Here is a 22,193-nt window from a genome sequence, read left to right as displayed (position 1 = left end):
GTAAGTTCAGCGAATAGCATAGTATCTGTGATGGTAGTTCCTTCACATACAGTAAGAGTTCCACTAGTTCCTGCTTCAGGAGCCTTCTGTATAGTCACATTGAAACTAAGGGTTTTTGTCTGTTGAGTAACACCATCGGGTGCAGTATAAGTGGCAACATATTCAAGATCATGAGAACCTACAGGATAAAATCCTTTTTCCGGGCCGGTAACTACAAAGTCCACACCCCCACTACAGCCTGAATCATATAAAATTCCCTGGATTGCAATTATTGTATCTCCAGTGTTAGCTTTAGGGGGTCTGTTGCCATAATAGGTAAAAACATACTGGAGTCTGTATACCCCGGAACTAATAATAGGGAATTCATAAATTTTTGATTCATCTACTTGCTGAGGAGCACCGCTTAAAATGGGATCACCCTCCTCAGGAACCAGAAATAAACGTACATCGTAATCTCCGTTACCGTATTCTAATTGGATTGTGGTCTTGGTATCTTCTTCAACTGCAAGATAAGGTGTCGTAATTACAGATTTGTTCCCAATTTCACCACTATTACTGGAGAATAGCTTAACGTAACCTCCGTTTATACCTACGCGCTGGACAAATGTGAAATCCCAACAATCTTTAGCCAGTAAACTTTCATTTAACTCAAATTCCATTTGGAAACTACCCTCACTATCTCTTCCAGTACAGGACTGGGAAACGGTGGGAGTAGCCCAATCAACATAAGCACCTGCCACTCCGTCTACAACATCGGTGGCGCAAAGCACTTGATCTTGAGGTAATTCGCCTCCAAATGTTATGCAGTCATCTCCAGAAATAATGCTGTTGATATTATTTCCGTTGTTGCTCTGGTTCTGCGCACTAGCGGCAAGAGGTGCGAAAAAAAGAAATACCAGCAAAAGAGTGAGCTTTGCCAGGACCTTTTCTGAATTTTCCAAAATGGAAAAAGCGTGAACTTTTTGTTTCACGGTTTCGGCAGGAAGGAAAATATTAGTTAGAGTAGTTTTCCAAATCATAGTCGTCATGTTTGAATTATTGTCACCTTCCGGATATCAGTTCATAGAACTAATTCCTTTCGGTTACATTTTTTATGTTTTATTCGTTGGTTTTGGTTAAGTTCATATTATCCCTTAGGGAAGGATAACCTGAATAAATTTTCATTCTTCTTACAAATTCACCTGATTCGATTGGGGGGAAACCAGGTCAATTTTGGGCATTTTTCAATCTTATTCTAAGGTAAAATTAGAGCGATTATTTGTTAAAAAAAGAAATTTTAAATCTTTTAGATGTAGTGTGAGATTTTACAGACAAACGACACACAAACAGTTTATTATACAAGGAATTTTGGGAGTCTTTTTAAGAAATTATCCTTGTGCTGCTTATCCTACAACAGTGAAAAGGGTGAGAAAAAGAGCATTAATTTTTTCTTATTTTTTGGCTTCTTAAGTAAAACCTTTTCAGGTAGTTATAGGATATAATTGTCTGCTTTTCCTTTTGTTCGATTCTTACAAAATTTCCCCTTTTTCGACAGGATATTTTCTCCCTTTAAATTGAAGATTTTGTAAATTGGCTGTATGAAAAGCAAACTCCACGACTACCGCAAATTATACCAGAAGCACCAGCTTCTGGAAGAGGAAATACCGCAAGATCCATTTGAACTTTTTCACTATTGGCTTCAGGAAGTAGAAGCCAGCAGGGAAGTGGAAGAAGTGAATACCATGAACCTTTCCACGATTGGCCTGGATGGTTTCCCTGCAACCCGGGTAGTGCTGCTCAAGGAATATGACAATGAAGGTTTCGTGTTCTATACCAATTATGAATCTGACAAAGGGAAGGCTATAGCTAAAGATCCAAAGGTTTGTCTCTCTTTTTTCTGGCCTGCTTCAGAACGGCAGGTGATAATAAAGGGTCTGGCACAAAAAACATCTGTTGAAGATTCAGAAGCTTATTTCCATTCCCGTCCCAAGGGAAGTCAGCTTGGAGCCTGGGCTTCACAACAGAGCTCTGTAATTCCTTCGCGGGAGTATCTTCAGGAGAAACTGAATCTTTTCGAGGAGGAATACGCCGGAAAAGAAATTCCAAAACCCGTATATTGGGGAGGATATAAGGTCATTCCTTCCCAATTTGAATTCTGGCAGGGTAGACCTAACCGCCTGCATGATAGAATATATTTCAGCAAGGAAGGAAAAGAGTGGAAGATTGACAGACTAGCACCATAATTATGAAGAAACTGATCCTGGTTAGACACGGCAAATCCTCCTGGGAGGAGGATCTGCCCGACGATGAACGGCCTTTGAAAAAGAGAGCCTATAAAGATGCTGCCCTGGTATTAAATGCATTTTCAGGATTCCATCGCAAACCACTAAAGCTGTGGAGTAGTTATGCTACCCGGGCATTAACAACTGCAAAGATCTTTAAAGAAAGGCTTGAGGTAGACGATGCCGATTTTTCAATTAAAGATGAGCTCTATACCTTCGACAGTAAAACCCTCCTGAAAATCATAAAGTCTTGTGATGATCAGGTTGATACTTTAATGGTTTTTGGTCATAATCCGGCAATTACCGGAGTGGTAAATCAGTTAGGGGATCAGCACTTTTCAAATGTCCCTACTACCGGTTTAACGATGATCGAATTTGACGCTGAAAAATGGAAGGATATTCAAAATGGTAAGACTTTGCTCCATTTGTTCCCAAAGAATTTAAGGTAAATGGAGGGGAATCAATATATAAACAGGGAGCTGAGTTGGCTTCAGTTCAACGCACGTGTATTACAGGAAGCTGCAGATAAAACCGTGCCTCTTATTGAAAGGCTCCGGTTTCTGGGGATCTTTTCGAATAATCTGGATGAGTTTTTTAAGGTGCGCTATGCTACTATTAAACGCATTGATCTTGCGGGTAAAGGTGGGAAAAGCGTTCTTGGAGGTATTAAGGCAAATAAGCTTTTGGAAGAGATCACGCAGATCGTGATAGATCAACAAAGCGAAAGCCTGAAGATCCTGGATTCTATTCAGAATAAACTTAAGGAGCATAAAATTTATATCATCAATGAAAAGCAGGTAACAAAAGCTCAACAACCTTTTCTGAAAAACTTTTTTCTTCAGAAGGTGAGTCCGGCGCTGGTGACTATAGTACTTAATGATCTTGCAGAACTTCCCAGACTTAAGGATAGTGCAGCATATCTGGCAGTGAAGATGGTGATGAAAGAACCTGCTCCAAAAAGGGCAAATTCCAATGTTGTTTCCCGACAGCTTAAGGAAAAGAAGTATGTGCTTATTGAAATCCCCAGGAGCATTGAGCGATTTGTAGTACTTCCGAAGGAAGGTGATAAACAATATATCATCCTCCTCGATGACCTTATTCGCTATCATTTGCACTCCATTTTCAACATTTTTGAGTATGAAAGTGTTACGGCTCATATGATCAAGATCACCCGGGATGCCGAGCTGGATATTGATAGTGATCTCAGTAAATCCTTCATCGAAAAAATATCAGCAAGCGTAAAAGACAGAATCGAAGGGGAGCCGGTACGATTCGTTTATGATATGAATATTGACCAGGATACTCTGCAATATCTCATGAGTAAAATGGGAATAGATGCTACCGACAGTATTATTCCCGGCGGTCGCTATCACAACAGAAGGGATTACAGGAATTTTCCGAGTCTTGGAGGAGAAGAGCTCCAGTACAAACCTTACGAACCTTTGCCTGTACCCGGACTCATTCTGCAGGGAAGCTTGTTTAAGGAGATTGCAAAAAAGGATTACCTGTTGCACACCCCTTATCAAAGCTTTTCTTATACTGTCAAGTTTCTGAGAGAGGCAGCTTTGGATCCGGCTGTAAAATCAATAAAGATCACAATCTATCGTTTGGCCAAGATCTCCCATATCGCGAGCTCCCTGATCAATGCGGTAAAAAATGGGAAAAAAGTAACGGTTCAAATTGAACTTAGGGCGCGCTTTGATGAAGTTGCCAACATAAATTACGCCGAGCAAATGCAGCAGGAAGGTGTAAATCTCATTTTTGGGGTTAAAGGTTTGAAGGTGCATTCCAAGGCTTGTGTGGTTGAAAGACTGGAAAACGGTAAAACCAGGCGCTACGGTTTCATTAGTACCGGAAATCTCAATGAATCTACTGCCCGGGTTTACTCAGATCTCACGCTTTTTACAAGTGATCAAAGTATTTTGAAAGAAGTAAACAAGGTTTTTGATTTTTTTGAAGTAAATTATAAAGTAAGCCGCTACAAACATTTACTCGTTTCTCCACACTACACTAGAAGCAGCCTTGTTAAGCTTATCCAAACCGAAATAGATAACGCCAGGGAAGGAAAACCGGCAGGCATAAGGCTTAAGCTCAATAGCCTTTCAGATTATCCCATAATTGATAAACTTTATGAAGCAAGCAGGGCCGGAGTGAAGATGAAGTTGATCGTTCGCGGTATTTGTTGTCTGGTTCCCGGAGTGGAAGGTATGAGTGATAATATTCAGGTAATAAGCATTGTCGATAAATATCTGGAACATCCAAGGATCTTCATTTTTGAGAATGGTGGTACTCCAAAAGTTTATATCTCCTCGGCAGACTGGATGACCAGGAACCTGGATTACAGGGTGGAAATTAGCTGTCCTATTTATGATAAGGATATTCAGAAAGAGCTTATAGAGACTTTTGAGATTTGCTGGAGTGATAATGTGAAGGCGAGGGTAATTTCCCTGAAACAGGACAATGCCTATCGCCGCAACAATAAGCCGCCACTCCGCTCTCAATTTGCTTTATATGACTATTATTTAAAAAAACTGGAACCAGAAAAAGAAAAGGTTTGATCAATCAAAAAAAATATGCCGCCATAGATATTGGATCCAATGCTGTAAGGTTGTTGATCATGACAATTACAGAGCAGGAGGGAAGAGAAGCTCATTTTAAAAAGACCTCCCTGGTGAGGGTTCCCATAAGGTTGGGTGCAGATGTTTTTTTAACCGGCAGGATTTCAGAAGAGAACATCAAAAGGATGGTCGACACCATGGAGGCCTTTAAGTTGCTTATGAGATCCCATAGGACCGAAAAATTCAAAGCCTGTGCAACTTCCGCAATGAGAGAATCTAAAAATGGAGAAGAGGTTACTCAATTGATCAAAGAGAAGACCGGCCTGGAAATAAGCATTATTGACGGCAATGATGAGGCAGCTATCATCGCAGCTACAGATCTTCACGCCTTGATACAAACCGATAAGACATATCTCTATGTAGACGTGGGTGGTGGAAGCACAGAATTCACTCTCTATTCCAAAGGAAAAACTGTCACTTCCCGCTCTTTTAAACTGGGAACTGTAAGGCTTCTCGAAAATATGGTATCTGCTGATGTTTGGAAAGAGGTGGAGGAGTGGATAAAGAAAGTTACAAAGGAATATACCAAAATAGACCTTATAGGTTCCGGTGGAAATATCAATAATATTTTCAAAAGTAGTGGAAAAGCCAATGGGAAACCACTGAGTTTTCTATATCTCAGTTCTTATTACCAGTTGCTGCAATCTTTTACTTATGAAGAGCGTATCACACAACTAAACTTAAATCAAGACCGGGCAGATGTGATCGTGCCTGCTGCGAAGATCTATCTTTCTGCCATGAAATGGACGAGAGCCCGAAGAATATACGTGCCAAAAATCGGACTTTCAGATGGAATTATTAAGTCTCTCTACCAGGAAACGCTCGAAACTAGCCGTGCATAGTTTCTTTCTTGCCCAGATCTTTCATGATCTGCGCTTCAAATTCGAGTAGATCCTGCCATTTTTGGTCCACCTCTTTACGATCGCCGTATTTTCTCGCAAAGTTGAGAAACATAGTGTAATGATTGGCTTCGCTTACCATTAAGCTCCTGTAAAATTCTGCCAGTTCCTTATCCTCCAAATTTTCTGAAAGCAGCCTGAAACGTTCGCAACTGCGAGCTTCGATAAGGGCAGCATAAAGCAACCTGTGGATCAAACTTGTGAGTCGGCTTCCACCTTTTGGAAAGAAGGTCATCAGTTTGATCACGTATTCATCTTTCCGGTCACGGCCAAGGCTAAGACCTCTCGCCAGAATGCGGTCATGTACCATCTTAAAATGTCCCATTTCTTCCCTTGCAAGTGCAGTCATCGCAGTGACGAGTTCAGAGTATTCGGGGTGGGTAACGATAAGCGATATTGCGGTAGAGGCCGCCTTTTGTTCGCAATATGCGTGGTCTGTAAGGATTTCCTCAATGTTCTTTTCAACGATGTTGACCCATCGCGGGTCTGTGGGTAATTTTAAACCTAACATTATACATCCAGATCAAAGGTGGAACGTAACTTCTCAATAAAGGGATTTTTCTCCCTTAATTTTTCAAACTTTTCAATCGCGGTAAAAGCAAACTTTTTTTCTGCCTTCTCATTTACAGAAACCTTGAGCTGAATATGGGTATTCTGTAATTTTTCTTTAAGAAAGCCCATGAGGTGATATTGAACCTTTTCAAGCTCCAGCTTCATAGTTTCATTCGGCAGCTCAACACAAATATTCTTACCCATTAAAGCGGGAGTATCGGTTTGCATAATCGAGGCAAGGATCTTCTCACCCTTTTCATTCTGCTCTTCGCTAAACTCCTGCCATGCCGCCTGCATTTCTTCCTCGCTGAATTTGCCATTTTTGACCACCTCTACTTCAGCCTGGGCTTCCCGTTTTTGAGCTTCCAGCTCTTTTTTCTTCTGAATGCTCTTCAGGGAAAGACCGGAAACTTTTTTACCGGCAAGCTCTGTCATTGTCTGATTTTGCTTAGCAGGTGCTTCTTCTTCAGGCAAAGTAGTTGTGGTAACTTGTGTCTCTATCCTGGTTTCCACAGCCGGATTTCCCTTTTCTTCTGAAGTTTCTATTGCTCCGGAAGGTTTTTGGTCTTCGGGTTCAGCGACCGTGTCACCTGGAGAACAATCGGATGCCGGGTTTGCTGAAGGTTTTGGCAGCTGACTTTCAGCCGGGGCGGCCGAATCTCCTTCCGCGTATTCATTATTGACAATGACTTCCTTCTCTTTGGAAGAAAGTTTAAGTGCCGGTGCCGGAATGGGAGCTCCGGTGAAATGATTTGGCGGAATTATGTAGCTGTCATCCTTTTTTTTTTCGTCGCTAAAAGTGACCGAAGCTAATTGCATCAGGCATAGCTCTACAAGTAGTCGCTGATTTCTACTGCTCTTGTATTGCAGGTCACATTCATTGGCCAGTTCAATTCCCTTCAGAAGAAATCCTGATGAAGCCTGCTGCGACTGTTTGTAATACAAGGCTTTTGTATTGTCACCTACTTCCAGCAAATTTATTGTCTTCGAGTCCTTGCAAACCAAAAGGTCCCTAAAATGGGAAGCAAGGCCTGCAATAAAGTGGTGCCCGTCAAAGCCGTGACTTAAGATCTCATTGAAAAGTAAAAGCAGCTGGGGAATGTCATTTTTGAGGATCAGGTCTGTCGCCGAAATATAGGTGTCGTAGTCGAGTACATTCAGGTTCTCCGTGACTGCTTGTCTGGTAAGGTTTTTTCCGCTGAAGCTTACCACCCTGTCATAAATTGACAGAGCATCCCTCATCGCACCATCAGCTTTTTGCGCTATGATGTGCAGGGCGTCATCTTCGGCTTCCACGCCTTCCTGTTGTGCTATATAAGAGAGATATTCCTTGGCATCCCTAACTGTGATCCTTTTAAAATCAAAGATCTGGCAGCGGGAAAGGATGGTGGGGATGATCTTGTGCTTTTCTGTAGTCGCCAGGATAAAAATCGCATGCTTTGGCGGTTCCTCAAGGGTCTTCAGAAAAGCATTGAAAGCGGCCTGCGACAACATGTGCACCTCATCAATGATATAGACCTTATATTTTCCTACCTGCGGCGGAATGCGGACCTGGTCAATAAGGTTCCTTATGTCATCAACAGAGTTATTGGAAGCAGCATCGAGTTCAAAAATATTGAAAGCAAAATCTTCATTGGGATCCTGATTGCCGTCCTGGTTGATCTTCTTCGCCAGGATTCGGGCGCAGGTTGTCTTTCCAACTCCCCGGGGACCGGTAAAAAGTAGCGCCTGTGCCAGGTGATTGTGTTCAATGGAATTGAGTAGGGTGTTGGTGATAGCCTGCTGGCCCACAACGTCTTTGAAAGTTTGAGGCCGGTATTTCCTCGCCGATACTACAAAATGTTCCATTGAAATGCTTTAGATGACAAATATAAAAATACAAATTCGAAGCAGGGGGGAATCCCTCTGTTTTTATCCACAAAAATCTGTTGACACTACCCGGAATGACTCAAAATCCATACCTCTCAAAAATGGCATTATAAATGTATCTTTGTCCCAAAGCAGACCGCCTTATCGCTTTCCGTTTTTGGCGGAAGGAGGAAAGTCCGGACACCATAGGGCAGCATAGTGGGTAACACCCATCGGTTTCGTTCCGTTTCGAAAATTATCGGGATCGGGGCGGGATCAGGACTAGTGCAACAGAAAGGATGTACAGGTAATGCTGTAGTGAAATCAGGTAAACTCTATGCGGTGCAATGCCATGTATACCGGCTGTTAAGGATTGCCCGTCCGTTGCCGGAGGGTAGGCAGCTAAAGACTTTTGGTAACAAAAGTTTCAGATAAATGATAAGGGTCTCTCCCGGTCCCGAGAACTCGGGACGGGAAGGGAAACAGAATCCGGCTTACAGGTCTGCTTTTTTATTTTTTTTCCCGGACAATTTCTTTTACCCACTCCCGGGCCGGCTCCAGGTCCAGAAAGATCTCGTACGGCAATTTACAGAATCTCTTTTCAAAATTTGCCATGTTGAGTGAGGAGACTTTCTTACTCACAACACCAATTCCCACCAGGTTTTTAACCTTGTCCAGGTCGAGATAAATGGTAGGATTGACATTGTAGTCGTTAACACGATAAGAAAGATAAACAAATGGTTTTCTCTTGTAAAAATCACTGCAAACTTCTATGAGGTCGGCAACTTGTTTTCCTTCCAGCACCTGCCCTTCCCTTGGTATGGACAACACGTAGTTACTGTGGAATTCAAGTACGGTAAATTCCAGCTCAAGCAATTTCAAGGGTAACACCATCCTCTAATTTAAACAAAAAAACTAAATACAGAATTTCCGTACTTCCGCACTTCGGTGAAGCGATCCAGCTGAGAAAGATCAACTTGTTTTCTATGCTCAATGATCAAAGAACCTCCTTCTTCAAGGAGATTTCGGGAAAAGGTGAGTTCGACAATCTGCTGAAGTTTGTCGGCTTCAAAATTGTATGGAGGGTCGGCAAAGATGATATCCGCTGTTTCTCCCGTAGCCTGAAGAAACTTAAAAACATCACTTTTCACTGTCCTTACAGGAAGGTCAAGTTCTGCGGCTTTTGTGTTGATGAATTTTACACATTCAAAATGCGTGTCAACAGCAATGATCTCCACAGCGCCTCTGGATCCAAATTCGTAGGTGATGTTACCCGTGCCGCTAAAAAGATCTATGACCTTCAAGGCTGAAAAATGGTACTGGTTATTGAGAATATTGAAAAGTGCCTCCTTCGCAAAATCTGTGGTAGGCCTTACAGGTAATTTCTTGGGGGCAATGATCCTCTTTCCTTTATGTATTCCTGATACTATTCTCATTCAAGTACTTTAAAAAGCGTGTAATGCATATAACCTTTGGGCGGCTCTTCTTTTGCATTGTAGAGGAAACCGAATGCGGTATTCATGAATTTTATCTCCTTTACATATGTATAGGCAATATCGTAATAATCTGAATTCTCTTTGATCCTGCCAAGCAGCATTAGCTCAAAGCTGGAGGGATCCAGATCAAGTTGTTCGGCGCAAAAAAGCAGGTAGTATATGAAGTCTTCCCGGGTCGAGCACTTAAAGGTATTTGCCAGCAGGAGTTGACCTCGTTGATACACCAGTAGATCATATCCACCTGGGAAGCTGTTTAGGTAAACTCTTGTGCCATCAGTTTGAAAGCGATTTTGAATCTGGAATTCCTGTGCCAGTACGCTTACACAATGCCTGTATTCGAATTCCCCATACCTTTCAAAAAAGAAGTTATTGATGTTCGTGTAAGGAATGTATACATTCACCATTTCTGCGGAAGGTATCTCGTCATGGGCCACATAGTCGGTTTCCAGGATCTTGGTGTTGTATTTAAGATATTCCGAAGCATTTTCTTCTTCAAAAAAGTTTTGGGGCACAAGGCTGTAGAGCTCATTTGAAAACAACACAATTACTTCGGGCTGCTCATCTCTCAAAAATGCCTCCTGCTCGTATTGTTTTTCTATTTGCTGAAGTACCTGAGCAGGATTCAGCTTCCGTGAAAACAGAAGATCCTTGAAGAATAAGATTCTTTTCTCGTCCTTCGAAAGGGCACAAAAAGAAAGTCCATTCAGGCTAACCTGAATGGACAACTTTATATTTGGGTTATTCACTTCTTTATTCGGCGTCACCATAGATCTTTGGCCAGTTACCGCTGGTATTAACTTCTTCCATAGAACCAACCCTAATGAATGGACCATTAACGTTATCTACAGATACTACCTGCTCTTCCTGGTTTACAAGATCCGGATCCTGATCGTAAAGAATAACTTCCTTAGCAACTTTAGCTTCAAAAACAGGAATCTTGGTTCCGCTTTTATCAACTGTACCTGCAGATAGCTGGAATTTCTCGTTCACTCCTTCAATAGGCACATTCATCATTGTCTTATAACGGTCGGATCCCTTAAAGAGAGAATCTTTTACAGATTTATATCCTAAAGTGTCGATCACCACAATTTCTATTCGGCGGTCCACACCGTAAGTCTTTCTATATTCCTCATCCATTACCGTAGTATCTCTCCTTTGGGTAAGGGTAAATTGTGCAGTATCTATAAAACGAACAAGATTATCCCAGTTTCCTTCAAATTTTCCGGTCACTGTACGGTGAGCCAGTTCTGCATCTCTTATATCCTTGAGGTTTTCAATTACTTTGGCGTATCTTGCCTCTTTGACTTCATTGAATTTTATAGGCTGATAAACGGAATTAAAAACCAGGTATCCAAGGAAAATAATCACAATCCAAAGAACTAACTGAATGACAAGTTTCATGCGGGTGCAGTTTAAGATTTAATTAAGTATTCAGGCAAATCTACAATTTTTTTTTATTCGTAAAAGATTCTTCCGAAAAAAACCTTGTTATCTTTGGGCTTTGAGGATATTACCATGGAGAAACTGAACGCCGCAAACTTCTATAAATTACTACTCAAAGATCTAAAATTTGAAGCTAAAGTTAAACAGGATATTGCTCTGCAGCAGCTGGCAACTTTTGTGGTAGATGGGAAGGAAGATTCCCTGTTTCTTTTAAAGGGGTTCGCCGGTACTGGAAAGACCACAATTATCAGCTCCCTGGTAAAGAACCTGTGGCAGGTGAGGAAAAGCGGAATTCTCCTGGCACCAACAGGCCGTGCTGCTAAAGTGATCTCCAACTACTCCGGCCGGGAGGCTTTTACCATTCATAAGAAGATCTATTTTCCGAAGAAAAAGTCGGGCGCCGGAGTCAGTTTTGTCCTTCAGCCGAATAAACACCGCAATAGTATTTTCATTGTTGATGAGGCTTCAATGATCCCCGATGTCAATACAGATGCGCAGATGTTTGAAAACAATTCCCTGCTTGATGATCTCATTGAATATGTTTATTCGGGAAATAACTGTCGTTTGATCCTTATTGGAGATACTGCACAGCTGCCACCTGTAAAGCTGGAGGTGAGTCCGGCGCTGGAGGAGCAAAGACTGCAAACGTCCTATTTCAGGGATGTAACTCATATCGAGCTGGACGAGGTGGTGCGGCAAAGTGAGGAAAGTGACATATTGCATAACGCAACGTTAATTAGAGAGGCGCTAAGGGAGGAGTTTTACGAGAGCTTCAGCTTTGAATTGAGCAGTAAAAAAGATGTGATAAGGCTGGTGGATGGCTATGAGATCATGGAGGCCATTGAGGACTCCTACCGCAATTTAGGTCATGAAGACACCACTATTATTGTACGCTCTAATAAACGTGCGAACCTCTACAATCAACAAATAAGGAACAGGATATTATTTCAGGAAGAAGAGATCTCTGCCGGGGATTACCTCATGGTGGTGAAGAATAATTATTTTTGGATCAAACCATCTAGCGAAGCAGGGTTTATTGCCAATGGTGATATTATTAAGGTGCTGGAGATCTTTGCGATCAGGGAACTTTACGGGTTCAGGTTTGCCGAGATAAGGGCACAGATGGTGGATTATCCAAATATGGAGCCAATAGAGACTGTTGTGCTTTTGGATACCCTGGAGAGTAATAATCCTTCCCTCACTTATGAAGAATCAAATAAGCTTTACCAGGAAGTGATGAAGGATTATGAAGAGGAGCGAACGAAATACAAAAAATTTCTAAAGGTGAAGAACAACAAGTACTTCAACGCTTTGCAAATAAAGTTCTCCTATGCCATGACCTGTCATAAATCCCAGGGGGGACAATGGAAAACTGTTTTCGTAGAGCAGCCTTATCTGCCCAACGGGATTGACCGGGACTATCTGCGGTGGTTGTACACAGCAGTAACCCGTGCACAGGATAAACTATATCTAATTGGATTTAAAGATGATTTTTTTGCCCACGCAGAGTAGTCAAAAATGTCATTACGGGAACCTTATAAAAATCTTTAATAAAAATTTCCTTCTTAAAGAGGAAGTATAATTCTTAAAAAATGTCTACTCAAAAGCCTCTAAAAACAATTGCTATGATCCCGGCGCGCTATGCCGCAACACGTTTTCCGGGCAAATTGATGCAGGATCTCCATGGCAAGACTATTATTTTGCGAACCTATGAAGCCGCCAGAGATACCGGACTTTTTGAAGAGGTATATGTGGTGACCGACAGTGATATTATATTTGAAGAGATCACTGCAAATGGCGGAAAGGCTATAATGAGCAAAAAAGAGCACGAATGCGGGAGTGACCGTATTGCCGAAGCCGTAGAAGACATGGATGTAGATGTTGTGGTGAATGTTCAGGGGGATGAGCCAATGATCGATACCAAAAGTCTTGGGCTGCTGCTTGAGGTCTTTAGTGGTAAAGATGCCCACCTCATTGACCTGGCTTCCCTGAAAACTCCGTTGCAGGATAAAAAAGACATCAACAATCCAAATAACGTCAAAGTGATCACAAATAATGAAGAATTTGCTCTCTATTTTTCCCGTTCTCCAATTCCTTATCCGAGAGATGAGAACAGTGGAGCAACCTGGTTCAAACATGTGGGGATTTACGCTTTTAGAAAACAGGCGTTGATGGATTTCTACAGGTATCCCATGCTCAAGCTGGAGGCTACGGAAAAGATCGAAGCTATAAGGTATCTTGAGTATGGAAAAAACATCAAGATGGTTGAAACAGAAGTGCGTGGTGTAGGAATTGATACTCCTGAAGACCTTGAGGAGGCCAGAAAACTGCTGGAGAAGGAAAAAGGAAAATAGAAAGATGTTTTCTTGAGCGCTTTTGAAAATTTCCTTGAAGGCATCATCCCTTAAAATCTCTATATTTGGAAAAACTAACTAAAAACGATCATGAAAAAAATTCTATTCATTCTATTTACGGGACTGTTGAGCGGTTTTGCTACAGCTCAGATCCAGGTCCCACAGCCAAGTCCCTCGGCTAAAATTGAACAGCAGGTAGGTCTTTCAAAAGTCACTGTAAACTATTCCCGCCCGGGAATGAAGGGCAGGACGATCTTTGGTGATCTTGTACCGTATGGGGAAAAGTGGCGCACCGGTGCCAACAACAACACTACTATTTCCTTCGATACAGATGTCGAGATTAATGGAAAGGAACTAAAAGAAGGAACTTATGCTATTTACACTGTTCCCGGGAAAGATAAATGGGAAGTGATCTTCTATAAAGACAGTAATAACTGGGGTCTTCCTCAGCAATGGGATGAAAGCAAGGTGGCGCTAAAGGCAACTGCAAATGTGCAGGAGATGCCACTGTCAATGGAGACTTTCACAATTCTTTTTGATGAACTTCAAAATGATTCCGCCGCCCTTAATTTCATCTGGGAAAATACAGTGGCTACCTTGCCAATCAATGTACCTACAGATGAACGTGCCATGGCCAGCATTCAGCGTGTAATGAACGGGCCTTCGGCTAATGATTACTTTGCTGCTGCGACCTACTACCACGATGAGAAGAAAGACAACAAGCAGGCTTTAGAGTGGGTAAATAAAGCAATTGAAATGCAGGGGGCAGATGCTCCTTTTTGGATGCTAAGAAGGAAGTCTCTTATTCAGGCAGATCTTGGTATGAAGAAGCAGGCTATTGAAACTGCAAAACTTTCTTTGGCCGCTGCCGAAAAAGCCGGTAACAAGGATTATGTGAAAATGAACAAGGACTCTCTAAAGGAATGGGGAGCGAAATAAAACAATTTTTTTAATACCTCTCAAAAAGCGGCTTTTTGGCCGCTTTTTTGTGCTTAAAAGGATTGGGCTAAAGCCCGGACTCCTGTTGCTCTGCAACCTTCGGCTGAAGCCGGGGGCATTGCATATTATTTATATTTTATCAATCAAAATGCATCGTAATTTGAGTTTCGAGAACTCGATGTGCAACTATGAAACAGCGAGATTGCAGCTTTAACTAGGATATGTAAGATACTGGAAATCATCATTAAAGCTCTGGCTTCAGCCAGGGGTTCATTATTTCGTCCCCAAGGCTTTAGCCCAAATTATGGCGTTTAATACTCCAGCCTAATTTCCTTCCTTATCTCATCCAGCACGGAAATTAGCTGCAGGCTCTTTTCAAAGCTCATTACATCACTTTCTGTTCTGCCCTTCCTCAGCATTTCCTGAACATGCCGGGCTTCGTATTCATAGCCAAAGGAAGCAACATCAAAGGTTTTAGTTGTGGTTTCCCCGGGAGTGGCAATAGTTACAGTTGCAGGTTCATGCCACCTGGAACTAATCCTGATGTTGGCTTTCTCCAATTCAAATTCGGCAACCGTCGGGGTTTTTTTAATGATGGTGCTGTGCAATTCAGCTGTCACGCCGTTTGAATAGGAAAAAACGACATCACAGATCTCATCAACTTCTGTTTTACCTAGCTGAGCTTTGGCCTGGATCTTTTCCGGGAGGCCAAGGCTGTGAAGAGCCAGAAAAACAGGATAAATTCCTATATCCAAAAGGCTGCCGCCCCCAAGACTTTTCAGAAATAGCCTTCCGGATTCATTATAAGGAGCGTTAAATCCGAAGTCGGCGGTAAGTTTTTTGATCTTCCCGTATGCTCCGGAGTTTATTTGATCTATAACAAATTGGATGTGTGGTAGGAAAGGTGTCCACATCGCCTCCATCAGGAAAACCTGCTTTTCTCTGGCTGTGGAGATCATTTCTTCTACCTGTTGCCGGTTAATGGCAAAAGGCTTTTCACATAGTATTGCTTTACCATTTTGCAGGCAGAGTAGGGTATGCTCGTAATGAAAAACATGAGGAGTAGCAATGTACACAACATCTACTGCTTCATCCTGCAGCATTTCTTCATATGAGCCAAAAGCCTTTTTACCTCCGTTCTTATTTATAAAATCCTCTGCCCGCTCAAGAGACCTGCTGGCTACAGCATAAATTTCGGCATCTTCAACGTGCCGCAGACTGGTGGCGAACTTTGCGGCAATTTTTCCGGGGCCAAGGATTGCCCATTTTATTTTTTCAGCTTTCATTCTTTAATGACTTTAGGGGAATGCTTCGGAAGAAAACTTTGTAGTAATATCGCAATGGCAATAACCAGGAGACAACCTGCGAGGTTGAGCCACAGGTAAGGCATTACATCCTGAAAGTAAAGAACAAAAATGATTGCTTGCGTTATCAAGGCAGCAATGAAGGTTGCGTTGCTTTTTACGTAGCTAATGAAGAACGCGAGGAGAAAAATCCCCAGCACATTTCCGTAGAAAAGTGAACCAATAATGTTCACCAACTGAATAAGATTGTCAAAAAGATCTGCTATGCTGGCTACGGCTATGGCAATAAGCCCCCAGATCATTGTAAACAATTTGGACATACGCACGTAGTGCTCCTGACTCTTTTCCCCGACGTTCCGTTTATAAAGATCGATCATAGTAGTAGATGCCAGCGCATTTAATTCTGATGCTGTGGAAGACATAGCAGCCGAAAGGATAACCGCTAATAAAAGTCCTATAAGTCCCCGCGGAAGATTGTTTAGAATAAAATGGATAAACACATAATCCTTGTCATTGGTCTCAACAAGAGGATTTGCCTTGCTGATAAGTTCTGTTGCCTCCTGCCGCACCTGAATTTCAGATTCATTCAATTGAATCAACTCATTTTTAAATGTATCTCTATCTCCTTCGCGAAAATTTCCGGCATTGGCATATTGAAGGGTTTTCTGCTGTTTTTGATCCTGAATAAGCTCAAGTTCCGATTGTAGCTGTTCATATTCAGAAGAAAGTTCAGAATTCGCTACCGCATTTGTTGCCGCCGGATTAAAATTAAGAGGGGAATAATTGAACTGATAGAAGACAAAAACCATCACCCCAACCAGCAGAATAAAGAACTGCATCGGGACTTTTAGAAGTCCGTTGAAGATCAAGCCCAGCTGACTCTGTCTTACAGATTTCCCTGATAGATACCGCTGCACCTGGCTCTGGTCTGTTCCAAAATAGGAGAGGGCGAGGAAGGTGCCGCCTATCATTCCGCTCCAAAAAGTATAGCGGTTCTCAAGATCAAATGAAAAGTCCAGGATGTCCAGTTTTCCGCTGGCACCTGCGATTTCAAGTGCTTTGGTGAAGGTGATCTCTTCCGGAAGGTATTGAATGATGAGGATCAATGCCACCACCATTCCGAAGAAAATTACTGCCATTTGCTGTTTTTGAGTAACATTCACAGCCTTTGTTCCGCCGGAAACAGTGTAAATGGTCACCAGAATTCCGATAATAATATTTAAGGTAGTGAGGTTCCAGCCCAGAACTGCAGAGAGAATAATAGCAGGCGCAAAAATGGTGATTCCGGCAGCGAGTCCGCGTTGGACGAGGAATAGAAATGCCGTTAAAGTCCGCGTCTTTAGATCAAACCTGGATTCGAGGTATTCATAAGCGGTGTAGACCTCCAGCCGGTAGTAGATTGGGATGAACACCATGCAAATGATGATCATGGCTATTGGCAGTCCAAAATAGAATTGAACAAATCCCATCCCGTCGTGGAAAGCCTGTCCCGGGGTGGAGAGAAAGGTGATCGCACTGGCCTGGGTCGCCATAACCGATAATCCTACCGTCCACCACCTGGCCTCGTTACCTCCGCGAATATAATCCTGAACATTTTTGCTGCCGCGGGTCTTATAAACGCCATAGGTTACGATGAAAACAAGAGTTCCGGCTAAAATGATCCAGTCAATATGCTGCATATCAGGAGAAAGTTGTCATGAGGATATAAAAAAGAAAGATGTAAACCGCATTCGCAATAAGCACAGCCGTATAAGCTTTCTTCCACTGATATTTCTTAGGTGCTTCCATTAATTCGCAGAATTATTACCGGCAGATTTTGGGGCTGTATTTTCTTCCAGCGAGATCATATTGGCAAACAACCTGAACGCCCCCGGCACACCTGCAGGAAATTCCCTGAAGAAGCTGAGGCCGGTATAAATGAAGTTGCCTTTACCGTAGGGAGCCACTAAAAGGCTTCCCTTTTTTGGTGTTTCTCCTTTGTCGTTCATCGCCAGAATTGGAGTGAATTCCTCAGCCCAATTATCCGGAAAATAAAGACCCCGTTCCTGTACCCAACCTTCAAAATCTTCGGCAGTGATCTTGTTTGGAGAATTGAGGATTGGGTGATTGGGTGCCAAAAATGTGACTTTCGCATTCTCATCTGTCACCCTGTCCCTGGAAAGTTCCAGTTCATAAGGAGCCAGTTCCTCTGTGACCAATCCGCGGCTGGTGTTGTACTGGAGGATGAGATTTCCGCCTTGCTCTACGTATTCAAATAGTGCAGGTTGCCGGTAGCGCAATTCCTCCACAGTATTATACGCCCGAATTCCCACCACCACGGCATCGAATTTCTTCAAACTACCTGCTGAAATTGTTTTAGGATCAAGAATCTCTACAGTGTAACCTATTTGTTTCAGTGCCTGTGGCACGACATCTCCTGCTCCCGGAATATAGCCGATTAATCTTCCTCTTTTTTGGATGTCCAGTTTTACCAGCTGAGTCTTGTTTGGAAGCACCAATGTCTGCAGCGGAATGTGGGGATAATGCATTTGCACTACCGATTTGGAATATTCCTTTCCATCCACAACTGCCACCGGATTAAAAGCTGATCTATTCTGAACTGAAGGAGGCTGTACATTAAAATTAAAAGTCACCTCCTGTCCTTTTTGTAGGGGTCCAAAAATGTGATTTTCGGGAGTGATCTTCCAACCCGGCAAGTTACCCGGTTTAAGGGTGCCTGAAATGCCATTTTTCATTGCCTTTACCGTAACAGGAATTGTTCCAGGCGCACCATTGGCAAACACCATTACCTCTGTGCCGGCAGTGACCGAAACCGCGGGCACCACCTCAAAAGGCCTATAGGACTCGCCCGTTACAGGATCATTAAATTTATAGGTTATATTCCTTTGGAAAGGGATTTCTACGTTGTTGATCTTAAGCACAAACTCTGCTTTGAGCTCTCGCGGAGTTTCAGGTAAGCCTATAAGTTCATCGTTCTCTACTTTGTACATGCCCAGGCTCCCTTCTTTGTTAAGCCAGTAAGGACTCGTGAAATTGACATTTTCGGGAATTATAAAGTCTACTATCTCGAGAGAAGATTTGTTATTGGCAAGAGGAAGGTGGATTGGAATTTCTCTTTCTCCGGGATGTAATTTTATTGAGACAAGTTGTGTCGGGATGTTACTCCGGTTAATAGCCTCCAGGTTTAACTTAACTTCTTCTCCGGGAGTGGCGAGGGAAGAATTCGCAACAGCCTCGAGATAAAGCCCTAGAGAAGCTGCAATAATATCTTTTATCTGGTTAGATTTTACTTTTTTCCAGTGTTGGTCTTCCAGATTTTGGATGAGTTGATATGCTCTTATGAGTTGGGGTACACTGGCAGCCGGGTTTTGAAAATCGAAGTTCTGCTCAACTTTCTCCAATATCTCTCCTATTTCTTTTCCACCCTTTACACGGCTCCAGCTGGTGTTGATTCCGTGGAATACGTCATTGTTGTTCTTTGGATGATCTCCTTTAAGAAGCTCAATATATTCTGAAGCACTGCCGCGGGTTCCGGTGCTGCCAAAACCTTGCGACTGGTGTTGACTTCGGCTTAAAGAGGCGATCTCGGTGTTTGATAATCCTTTCAGTGGAAAGTAAACTCCGGTGTCAAAAGTGAGGAAATGAGACTTATCTGCAGCATCAAATTCCTCCTGCGATCCATAGAACCAGGGAGAGGTGTTAAAAAACAGCTTTTTTGGCTGCCATGTTCCCAGTTCGTTTGCCTGTTCAGGATAAGCTGATTTTTTTCCTGCAAGATCAAAAGCGCGACTGCTCAAAATTGCTGAAGAAGTGTGATGGCCATGGGTTTCTCCGGCTGAATTAGCATCAAACCGGTTGATGATCACATCGGGTTTAAACGACCTAATAGCCCGTACCACATCCTTAAGCACTTCCTCTTCATTCCAGATGCTTAAAGTTTCTTCAGGGTTTTTGCTGTATCCAAAATCGTTTGCGCGGGTGAAAAATTGCTCTCCGCCGTCAATCTTCCTGGCGGCAAGCAACTCCTGAGTCCTTATCACTCCCAGCAACTCCCTCAGTTGAGGTCCAATAAGGTTTTGGCCGCCATCTCCCCGGGTAAGTGAGAGATAGGCCGTGCGGGCATTGAGTTCATTGCTAAAGTAGGAGATAAGCCTCGTGTTCTCGTCATCGGGATGTGCTGCCACATAAAGCACCGACCCCAGAAAATTTAGCTTCTCTATTTCAGAATAAATTTCAGAAGAGTTCCATTTTTCAGGTTTTTGGGCCTGTACAGTGCCGGTAAGGATTAAAAGAACGAGGGCAAAAAGCTTCCGCATAGGATTTTCTTTTGATAAGCTCTCAAATATAATAAGATTCCGCAGTAATCTTTTTTAAAGAGCATCTTTCCCTTCATCGGCGCAATAATCTTTCTCTACAAGCGAGACTGCTTTTTGGAGGATAAGGTTGTTTGGATAAGTGATCAATTCGCCATCCAGGGTCCTTAAATGCAGGTGAAAAGCGCGTATATCTTCAATAACTGCTTCCAGCGGCATGTCCTTATCATGAATTTTTATTCGGCTTCCAATCTTGTAAGGAAAAGAAAAAAACAAAATTATTCCCGCAGTAATGTTGCTCAACATTGACCATATTGCGAACATGGCGACCCCAATAATGGCAAAAAGCGAAGAAAATATAAGCGCGATCTCCTGTGCATTGTAGCCCCAGGTTAGCGAGAGTAGAAAAATTGCAATGATCGTGACCAGGATATTGATGTATTTGAACATGAGCCTGGTGCGGGTGATATGGATCTCGCTGCGATTGCCCACTCTATGGGCCGCTTTTTTCATGATCTGCTGAAGGATCCAAAGACCTAAAAGAATAGCAGCGGTAGAAATTAGTTCATTCCGGTTGAGCAAGAAGAAATCTAACATTCCTGAATTTATATTTTTGTAAAGATAACTATTGGGATATGGAAAGCTGAAAAAATGCCGGTTTATTCTGCAATCTCTCTAAGGGTTTGATATACCAGGTGAGTAGGTAATCCCACCACATTGAAGTAACTTCCCTCTAAATGCTCAACGCCAATTAGCCCAATCCATTCCTGAATCCCATAAGCTCCTGCTTTATCAAAAGGCCTGAAGTTGTCAATATAAAACCTTATCTCGTCCTCTTCAAGTTTGCTGAAGGTAACCCTTGTAATTGCATGGACTGTCCGGATCTTATCTGAAGTTTTAAAACAAACTGAAGTGATCACCTCATGAGTTTTTCCACCAAGCGCTTTGATCATCTCCAGGGCATGTGCAGGATTTGCCGGCTTTTCAAGAGCCTTCCCTTCATGCCAAACAATCGTGTCGCTTGTTACCAGAATGTCATTTGTCTTAAGCTGCCCGTCAAAAGCTGCAGCTTTTAATTCAGCCAAATAATTGGTGATCTCGACATCCTTTAATTCTGAAGGATATTTTTCTTCTACCGGTTGAAGTCTTATCTCAAACTCCAGTCCCAGGTCCCTGAAGAACTGTTGACGCCGGGGAGATCCCGATGCCAAAATAATATTGTAATCTTTTAATTTTTCCTGTAGCATAATCTATATTAAAACAAATCTATAGAGGCCAATGGAAAAAATTCCTGCGGCCAGAATTAACTTAAGTACCAGGCTAAGGTGGTGAAAATCCTTTTTGTGCCCGGCTACTGTTATTTTTACCTGGAAGTACAGTAATGGCCCTATCACCGTTAAAAGAACATACAGCATGGCAGCCCGGTTCTCATAAAGGTAAGTATATAAATAATAGAGTACGCCCATAAGCGGTAAAAGTCCCAGGACGAAAATGATGAAATTGGTCCTGCTTCTGCCAAGTAGCACAGGCAGGGTTTTATAACCTGCATTATAATCTCCGGTAATGTCCTCCTGATCTTTCACAATCTCCCGGAGGAAATTCACCAAAAAGGCAAAAATTGCGTAATCGATGAGTATTGAAAAAATGACTTTTTGAGTGGTGAGATTTTCGGGTGTAATTGCCGGAACAAGATCGAATATTCCCACCATCACAATGATCATCGCCACCATGATACTTACCACCAGGTTACCAACAAGTATGGTTCCCTTGATCTGGGTAGCATAGAAATACAAAAAGGCAGAAGGTATAATGAACAAAGCTACAAAGGAAGGTTTGCCTACGAGGTTGATTAAGTAAAATCCTATTCCCACCCCAATAATATTTAACGCGATAAACCAGTTCCAGGCAGCTTTTTCAGAAATTTTCGTGCCTATAAGCAGTTTCTGAGGCTTATTGATCTTGTCGGCTGCAGTATCGTGCAGGTCATTAATAATATTACCGGCTGCGGCGAGGCAGATCATGGAAAGCACAAGCAGTGAAAAGCTGAGGTCATCAAGAACGGTGTCAATTCCAAAAGGTTCGAACAGGAAATATTTTACCAGTACCTGGGTGAAAATGATCATCAGGAGATTGGGAAACCTTATTAGACTCAAAAAATACATTTTG

Annotated in this window: 20 protein-coding genes and 1 other RNA gene; 8 read left to right on the top strand and 13 right to left on the bottom strand. The window is 42.4% G+C overall.

The genetic code is table 11. The features are described 5' to 3' along the window. On the bottom strand, nt 1–1,019 hold a 1,019-nt coding region (locus VR862_RS11575), incomplete at its 3' end, for a hypothetical protein (protein ID WP_324721133.1). 558 nt (nt 1,020–1,577) lie between these two features. Between VR862_RS11575 and pdxH the strand changes: the two genes are divergently transcribed. Genes pdxH through VR862_RS11555 form a run of 4 tightly spaced genes read left to right on the top strand, consistent with a single transcriptional unit; the run spans nt 1,578 to nt 5,721 of the window. After that, the gene (gene pdxH / locus VR862_RS11570; RefSeq protein WP_324721132.1) at nt 1,578–2,222 is read left to right on the top strand and encodes a pyridoxamine 5'-phosphate oxidase; all 645 of its coding nucleotides are present in this window, start codon (nt 1,578–1,580) and stop codon (nt 2,220–2,222) included. A 2-nt stretch (nt 2,223–2,224) separates the two neighbouring features. After that, the gene (locus VR862_RS11565; RefSeq protein ID WP_324721131.1) at nt 2,225–2,710 is read left to right on the top strand and encodes a SixA phosphatase family protein; all 486 of its coding nucleotides are present in this window, start codon (nt 2,225–2,227) and stop codon (nt 2,708–2,710) included. Then, the gene (ppk1, locus tag VR862_RS11560; RefSeq protein WP_324721130.1) at nt 2,711–4,819 is read left to right on the top strand and encodes a polyphosphate kinase 1; all 2,109 of its coding nucleotides are present in this window, start codon (nt 2,711–2,713) and stop codon (nt 4,817–4,819) included. After that, nucleotides 4,816–5,721 (top strand): Ppx/GppA phosphatase family protein, encoded by a 906-nt coding sequence (locus VR862_RS11555; RefSeq protein WP_324721129.1) that lies wholly within the window; start codon nt 4,816–4,818, stop codon nt 5,719–5,721. The genes ppk1 and VR862_RS11555 overlap by 4 nt, the downstream gene beginning before the upstream one ends. On the opposite strand, the gene VR862_RS11550 is transcribed toward VR862_RS11555, so the two are convergent. Together VR862_RS11550 and VR862_RS11545 are read right to left on the bottom strand one after the other, a co-directional pair. After that, nucleotides 5,708–6,289, bottom strand: a complete 582-nt coding sequence (locus VR862_RS11550; protein WP_324721128.1) for a MiaE family protein — start codon at nt 6,287–6,289, stop codon at nt 5,708–5,710. The genes VR862_RS11555 and VR862_RS11550 overlap by 14 nt on opposite strands. Beyond that, nucleotides 6,289–8,178: a DNA polymerase III subunit gamma/tau gene (locus VR862_RS11545; RefSeq protein ID WP_324721127.1), complete on the bottom strand. Its 1,890-nt coding sequence runs from the start codon at nt 8,176–8,178 to the stop codon at nt 6,289–6,291. Before VR862_RS11545 ends, VR862_RS11550 begins: the two co-directional genes overlap by 1 nt. Before the next feature lie 149 nt (nt 8,179–8,327). Between VR862_RS11545 and rnpB the strand changes: the two genes are divergently transcribed. Then, nucleotides 8,328–8,691, top strand: an RNA gene (gene rnpB / locus VR862_RS11540) — RNase P RNA component class A. On the opposite strand, the gene VR862_RS11535 is transcribed toward rnpB, so the two are convergent. The 4 genes from VR862_RS11535 to VR862_RS11520 are packed head-to-tail and all read right to left on the bottom strand — an operon-like array spanning nt 8,689 to nt 11,075. Then, a complete protein-coding gene (locus VR862_RS11535; protein WP_324721126.1) occupies nt 8,689–9,072 on the bottom strand; it encodes a hypothetical protein in 384 nt (127 codons plus the stop codon). The genes rnpB and VR862_RS11535 overlap by 3 nt on opposite strands. Before the next feature lie 8 nt (nt 9,073–9,080). Next, entirely contained in the window at nt 9,081–9,614 is a 534-nt protein-coding gene (locus VR862_RS11530) for an RsmD family RNA methyltransferase (protein WP_324721125.1), read from the bottom strand. Then, a complete protein-coding gene (locus VR862_RS11525; RefSeq protein WP_324721124.1) occupies nt 9,611–10,441 on the bottom strand; it encodes a DUF3822 family protein in 831 nt (276 codons plus the stop codon). The genes VR862_RS11530 and VR862_RS11525 overlap by 4 nt, the downstream gene beginning before the upstream one ends. Further along, nucleotides 10,425–11,075 (bottom strand): hypothetical protein, encoded by a 651-nt coding sequence (locus VR862_RS11520; protein WP_324721123.1) that lies wholly within the window; start codon nt 11,073–11,075, stop codon nt 10,425–10,427. The genes VR862_RS11525 and VR862_RS11520 overlap by 17 nt, the downstream gene beginning before the upstream one ends. Before the next feature lie 114 nt (nt 11,076–11,189). Between VR862_RS11520 and VR862_RS11515 the strand changes: the two genes are divergently transcribed. The 3 genes from VR862_RS11515 (at nt 11,190) to VR862_RS11505 (ending at nt 14,410) form a co-directional block, all read left to right on the top strand. Further along, the gene (locus VR862_RS11515) at nt 11,190–12,629 is read left to right on the top strand and encodes an ATP-dependent DNA helicase (protein ID WP_324721122.1); all 1,440 of its coding nucleotides are present in this window, start codon (nt 11,190–11,192) and stop codon (nt 12,627–12,629) included. Between the two features lie 80 nt (nt 12,630–12,709). After that, entirely contained in the window at nt 12,710–13,471 is a 762-nt protein-coding gene (gene kdsB / locus VR862_RS11510) for a 3-deoxy-manno-octulosonate cytidylyltransferase (protein ID WP_324721121.1), read from the top strand. A gap of 90 nt (nt 13,472–13,561) precedes the next feature. Then, nucleotides 13,562–14,410 carry a DUF2911 domain-containing protein gene (locus VR862_RS11505; protein ID WP_324721120.1) on the top strand — a complete coding sequence of 283 codons (849 nt, stop codon included), beginning with the start codon at nt 13,562–13,564 and terminating at the stop codon, nt 14,408–14,410. Nucleotides 14,411–14,721: 311 nt separating this feature from the next. Here the strand turns inward: VR862_RS11505 and VR862_RS11500 are convergent, their stop codons facing one another. The 6 genes from VR862_RS11500 to VR862_RS11475 form a co-directional block, all read right to left on the bottom strand. Further along, entirely contained in the window at nt 14,722–15,696 is a 975-nt protein-coding gene (locus VR862_RS11500; protein WP_324721119.1) for a Gfo/Idh/MocA family protein, read from the bottom strand. Further along, a complete protein-coding gene (locus VR862_RS11495) occupies nt 15,693–17,393 on the bottom strand; it encodes a sodium:solute symporter family protein (RefSeq protein ID WP_324721118.1) in 1,701 nt (566 codons plus the stop codon). The genes VR862_RS11500 and VR862_RS11495 overlap by 4 nt, the downstream gene beginning before the upstream one ends. A 108-nt stretch (nt 17,394–17,501) precedes the next feature. After that, nucleotides 17,502–20,030, bottom strand: coding sequence for a PIG-L family deacetylase (locus VR862_RS11490; protein WP_324721117.1), 2,529 nt, complete (start codon nt 20,028–20,030; stop codon nt 17,502–17,504). Between the two features lie 54 nt (nt 20,031–20,084). After that, on the bottom strand, nt 20,085–20,624 hold the full coding sequence (locus VR862_RS11485; RefSeq protein WP_324721116.1) for a mechanosensitive ion channel domain-containing protein: 540 nt from the start codon (nt 20,622–20,624) through the stop codon (nt 20,085–20,087). Between the two features lie 62 nt (nt 20,625–20,686). Further along, nucleotides 20,687–21,274 carry a Maf-like protein gene (locus VR862_RS11480; protein WP_324721115.1) on the bottom strand — a complete coding sequence of 196 codons (588 nt, stop codon included), beginning with the start codon at nt 21,272–21,274 and terminating at the stop codon, nt 20,687–20,689. A gap of 3 nt (nt 21,275–21,277) precedes the next feature. Then, the gene (locus VR862_RS11475; protein ID WP_324721114.1) at nt 21,278–22,189 is read right to left on the bottom strand and encodes a geranylgeranylglycerol-phosphate geranylgeranyltransferase; all 912 of its coding nucleotides are present in this window, start codon (nt 22,187–22,189) and stop codon (nt 21,278–21,280) included. Nucleotides 22,190–22,193 lie beyond the last annotated feature (4 nt).

Source organism: Salinimicrobium aquimaris (genome assembly GCF_035607535.1).
Taxonomy (GTDB): domain Bacteria; phylum Bacteroidota; class Bacteroidia; order Flavobacteriales; family Flavobacteriaceae; genus Salinimicrobium.
Note: the sequence above shows the minus strand (reverse complement) of the source record. Positions and strands in the feature narration are given on the sequence as shown.

What these genes read in the sequence shown, in the direction of transcription:
- pdxH (WP_324721132.1), top strand. Translation starts at nt 1,578, where the DNA reads ATGAAAAGCAAACTCCACGACTACCGCAAATTATACCAGAAGCACCAG.
- VR862_RS11565 (WP_324721131.1), top strand. Translation starts at nt 2,225, where the DNA reads ATGAAGAAACTGATCCTGGTTAGACACGGCAAATCCTCCTGGGAGGAG.
- ppk1 (WP_324721130.1), top strand. Translation starts at nt 2,711, where the DNA reads ATGGAGGGGAATCAATATATAAACAGGGAGCTGAGTTGGCTTCAGTTC.
- VR862_RS11550 (WP_324721128.1), bottom strand. Translation starts at nt 6,289, where the DNA reads ATGTTAGGTTTAAAATTACCCACAGACCCGCGATGGGTCAACATCGTT.
- VR862_RS11545 (WP_324721127.1), bottom strand. Translation starts at nt 8,178, where the DNA reads ATGGAACATTTTGTAGTATCGGCGAGGAAATACCGGCCTCAAACTTTC.
- VR862_RS11535 (WP_324721126.1), bottom strand. Translation starts at nt 9,072, where the DNA reads ATGGTGTTACCCTTGAAATTGCTTGAGCTGGAATTTACCGTACTTGAA.
- VR862_RS11530 (WP_324721125.1), bottom strand. Translation starts at nt 9,614, where the DNA reads ATGAGAATAGTATCAGGAATACATAAAGGAAAGAGGATCATTGCCCCC.
- VR862_RS11525 (WP_324721124.1), bottom strand. Translation starts at nt 10,441, where the DNA reads ATGGTGACGCCGAATAAAGAAGTGAATAACCCAAATATAAAGTTGTCC.
- VR862_RS11520 (WP_324721123.1), bottom strand. Translation starts at nt 11,075, where the DNA reads ATGAAACTTGTCATTCAGTTAGTTCTTTGGATTGTGATTATTTTCCTT.
- VR862_RS11515 (WP_324721122.1), top strand. Translation starts at nt 11,190, where the DNA reads ATGGAGAAACTGAACGCCGCAAACTTCTATAAATTACTACTCAAAGAT.
- kdsB (WP_324721121.1), top strand. Translation starts at nt 12,710, where the DNA reads ATGTCTACTCAAAAGCCTCTAAAAACAATTGCTATGATCCCGGCGCGC.
- VR862_RS11505 (WP_324721120.1), top strand. Translation starts at nt 13,562, where the DNA reads ATGAAAAAAATTCTATTCATTCTATTTACGGGACTGTTGAGCGGTTTT.
- VR862_RS11500 (WP_324721119.1), bottom strand. Translation starts at nt 15,696, where the DNA reads ATGAAAGCTGAAAAAATAAAATGGGCAATCCTTGGCCCCGGAAAAATT.
- VR862_RS11495 (WP_324721118.1), bottom strand. Translation starts at nt 17,393, where the DNA reads ATGCAGCATATTGACTGGATCATTTTAGCCGGAACTCTTGTTTTCATC.
- VR862_RS11490 (WP_324721117.1), bottom strand. Translation starts at nt 20,030, where the DNA reads ATGCGGAAGCTTTTTGCCCTCGTTCTTTTAATCCTTACCGGCACTGTA.
- VR862_RS11485 (WP_324721116.1), bottom strand. Translation starts at nt 20,624, where the DNA reads ATGTTAGATTTCTTCTTGCTCAACCGGAATGAACTAATTTCTACCGCT.
- VR862_RS11480 (WP_324721115.1), bottom strand. Translation starts at nt 21,274, where the DNA reads ATGCTACAGGAAAAATTAAAAGATTACAATATTATTTTGGCATCGGGA.
- VR862_RS11475 (WP_324721114.1), bottom strand. Translation starts at nt 22,189, where the DNA reads ATGTATTTTTTGAGTCTAATAAGGTTTCCCAATCTCCTGATGATCATT.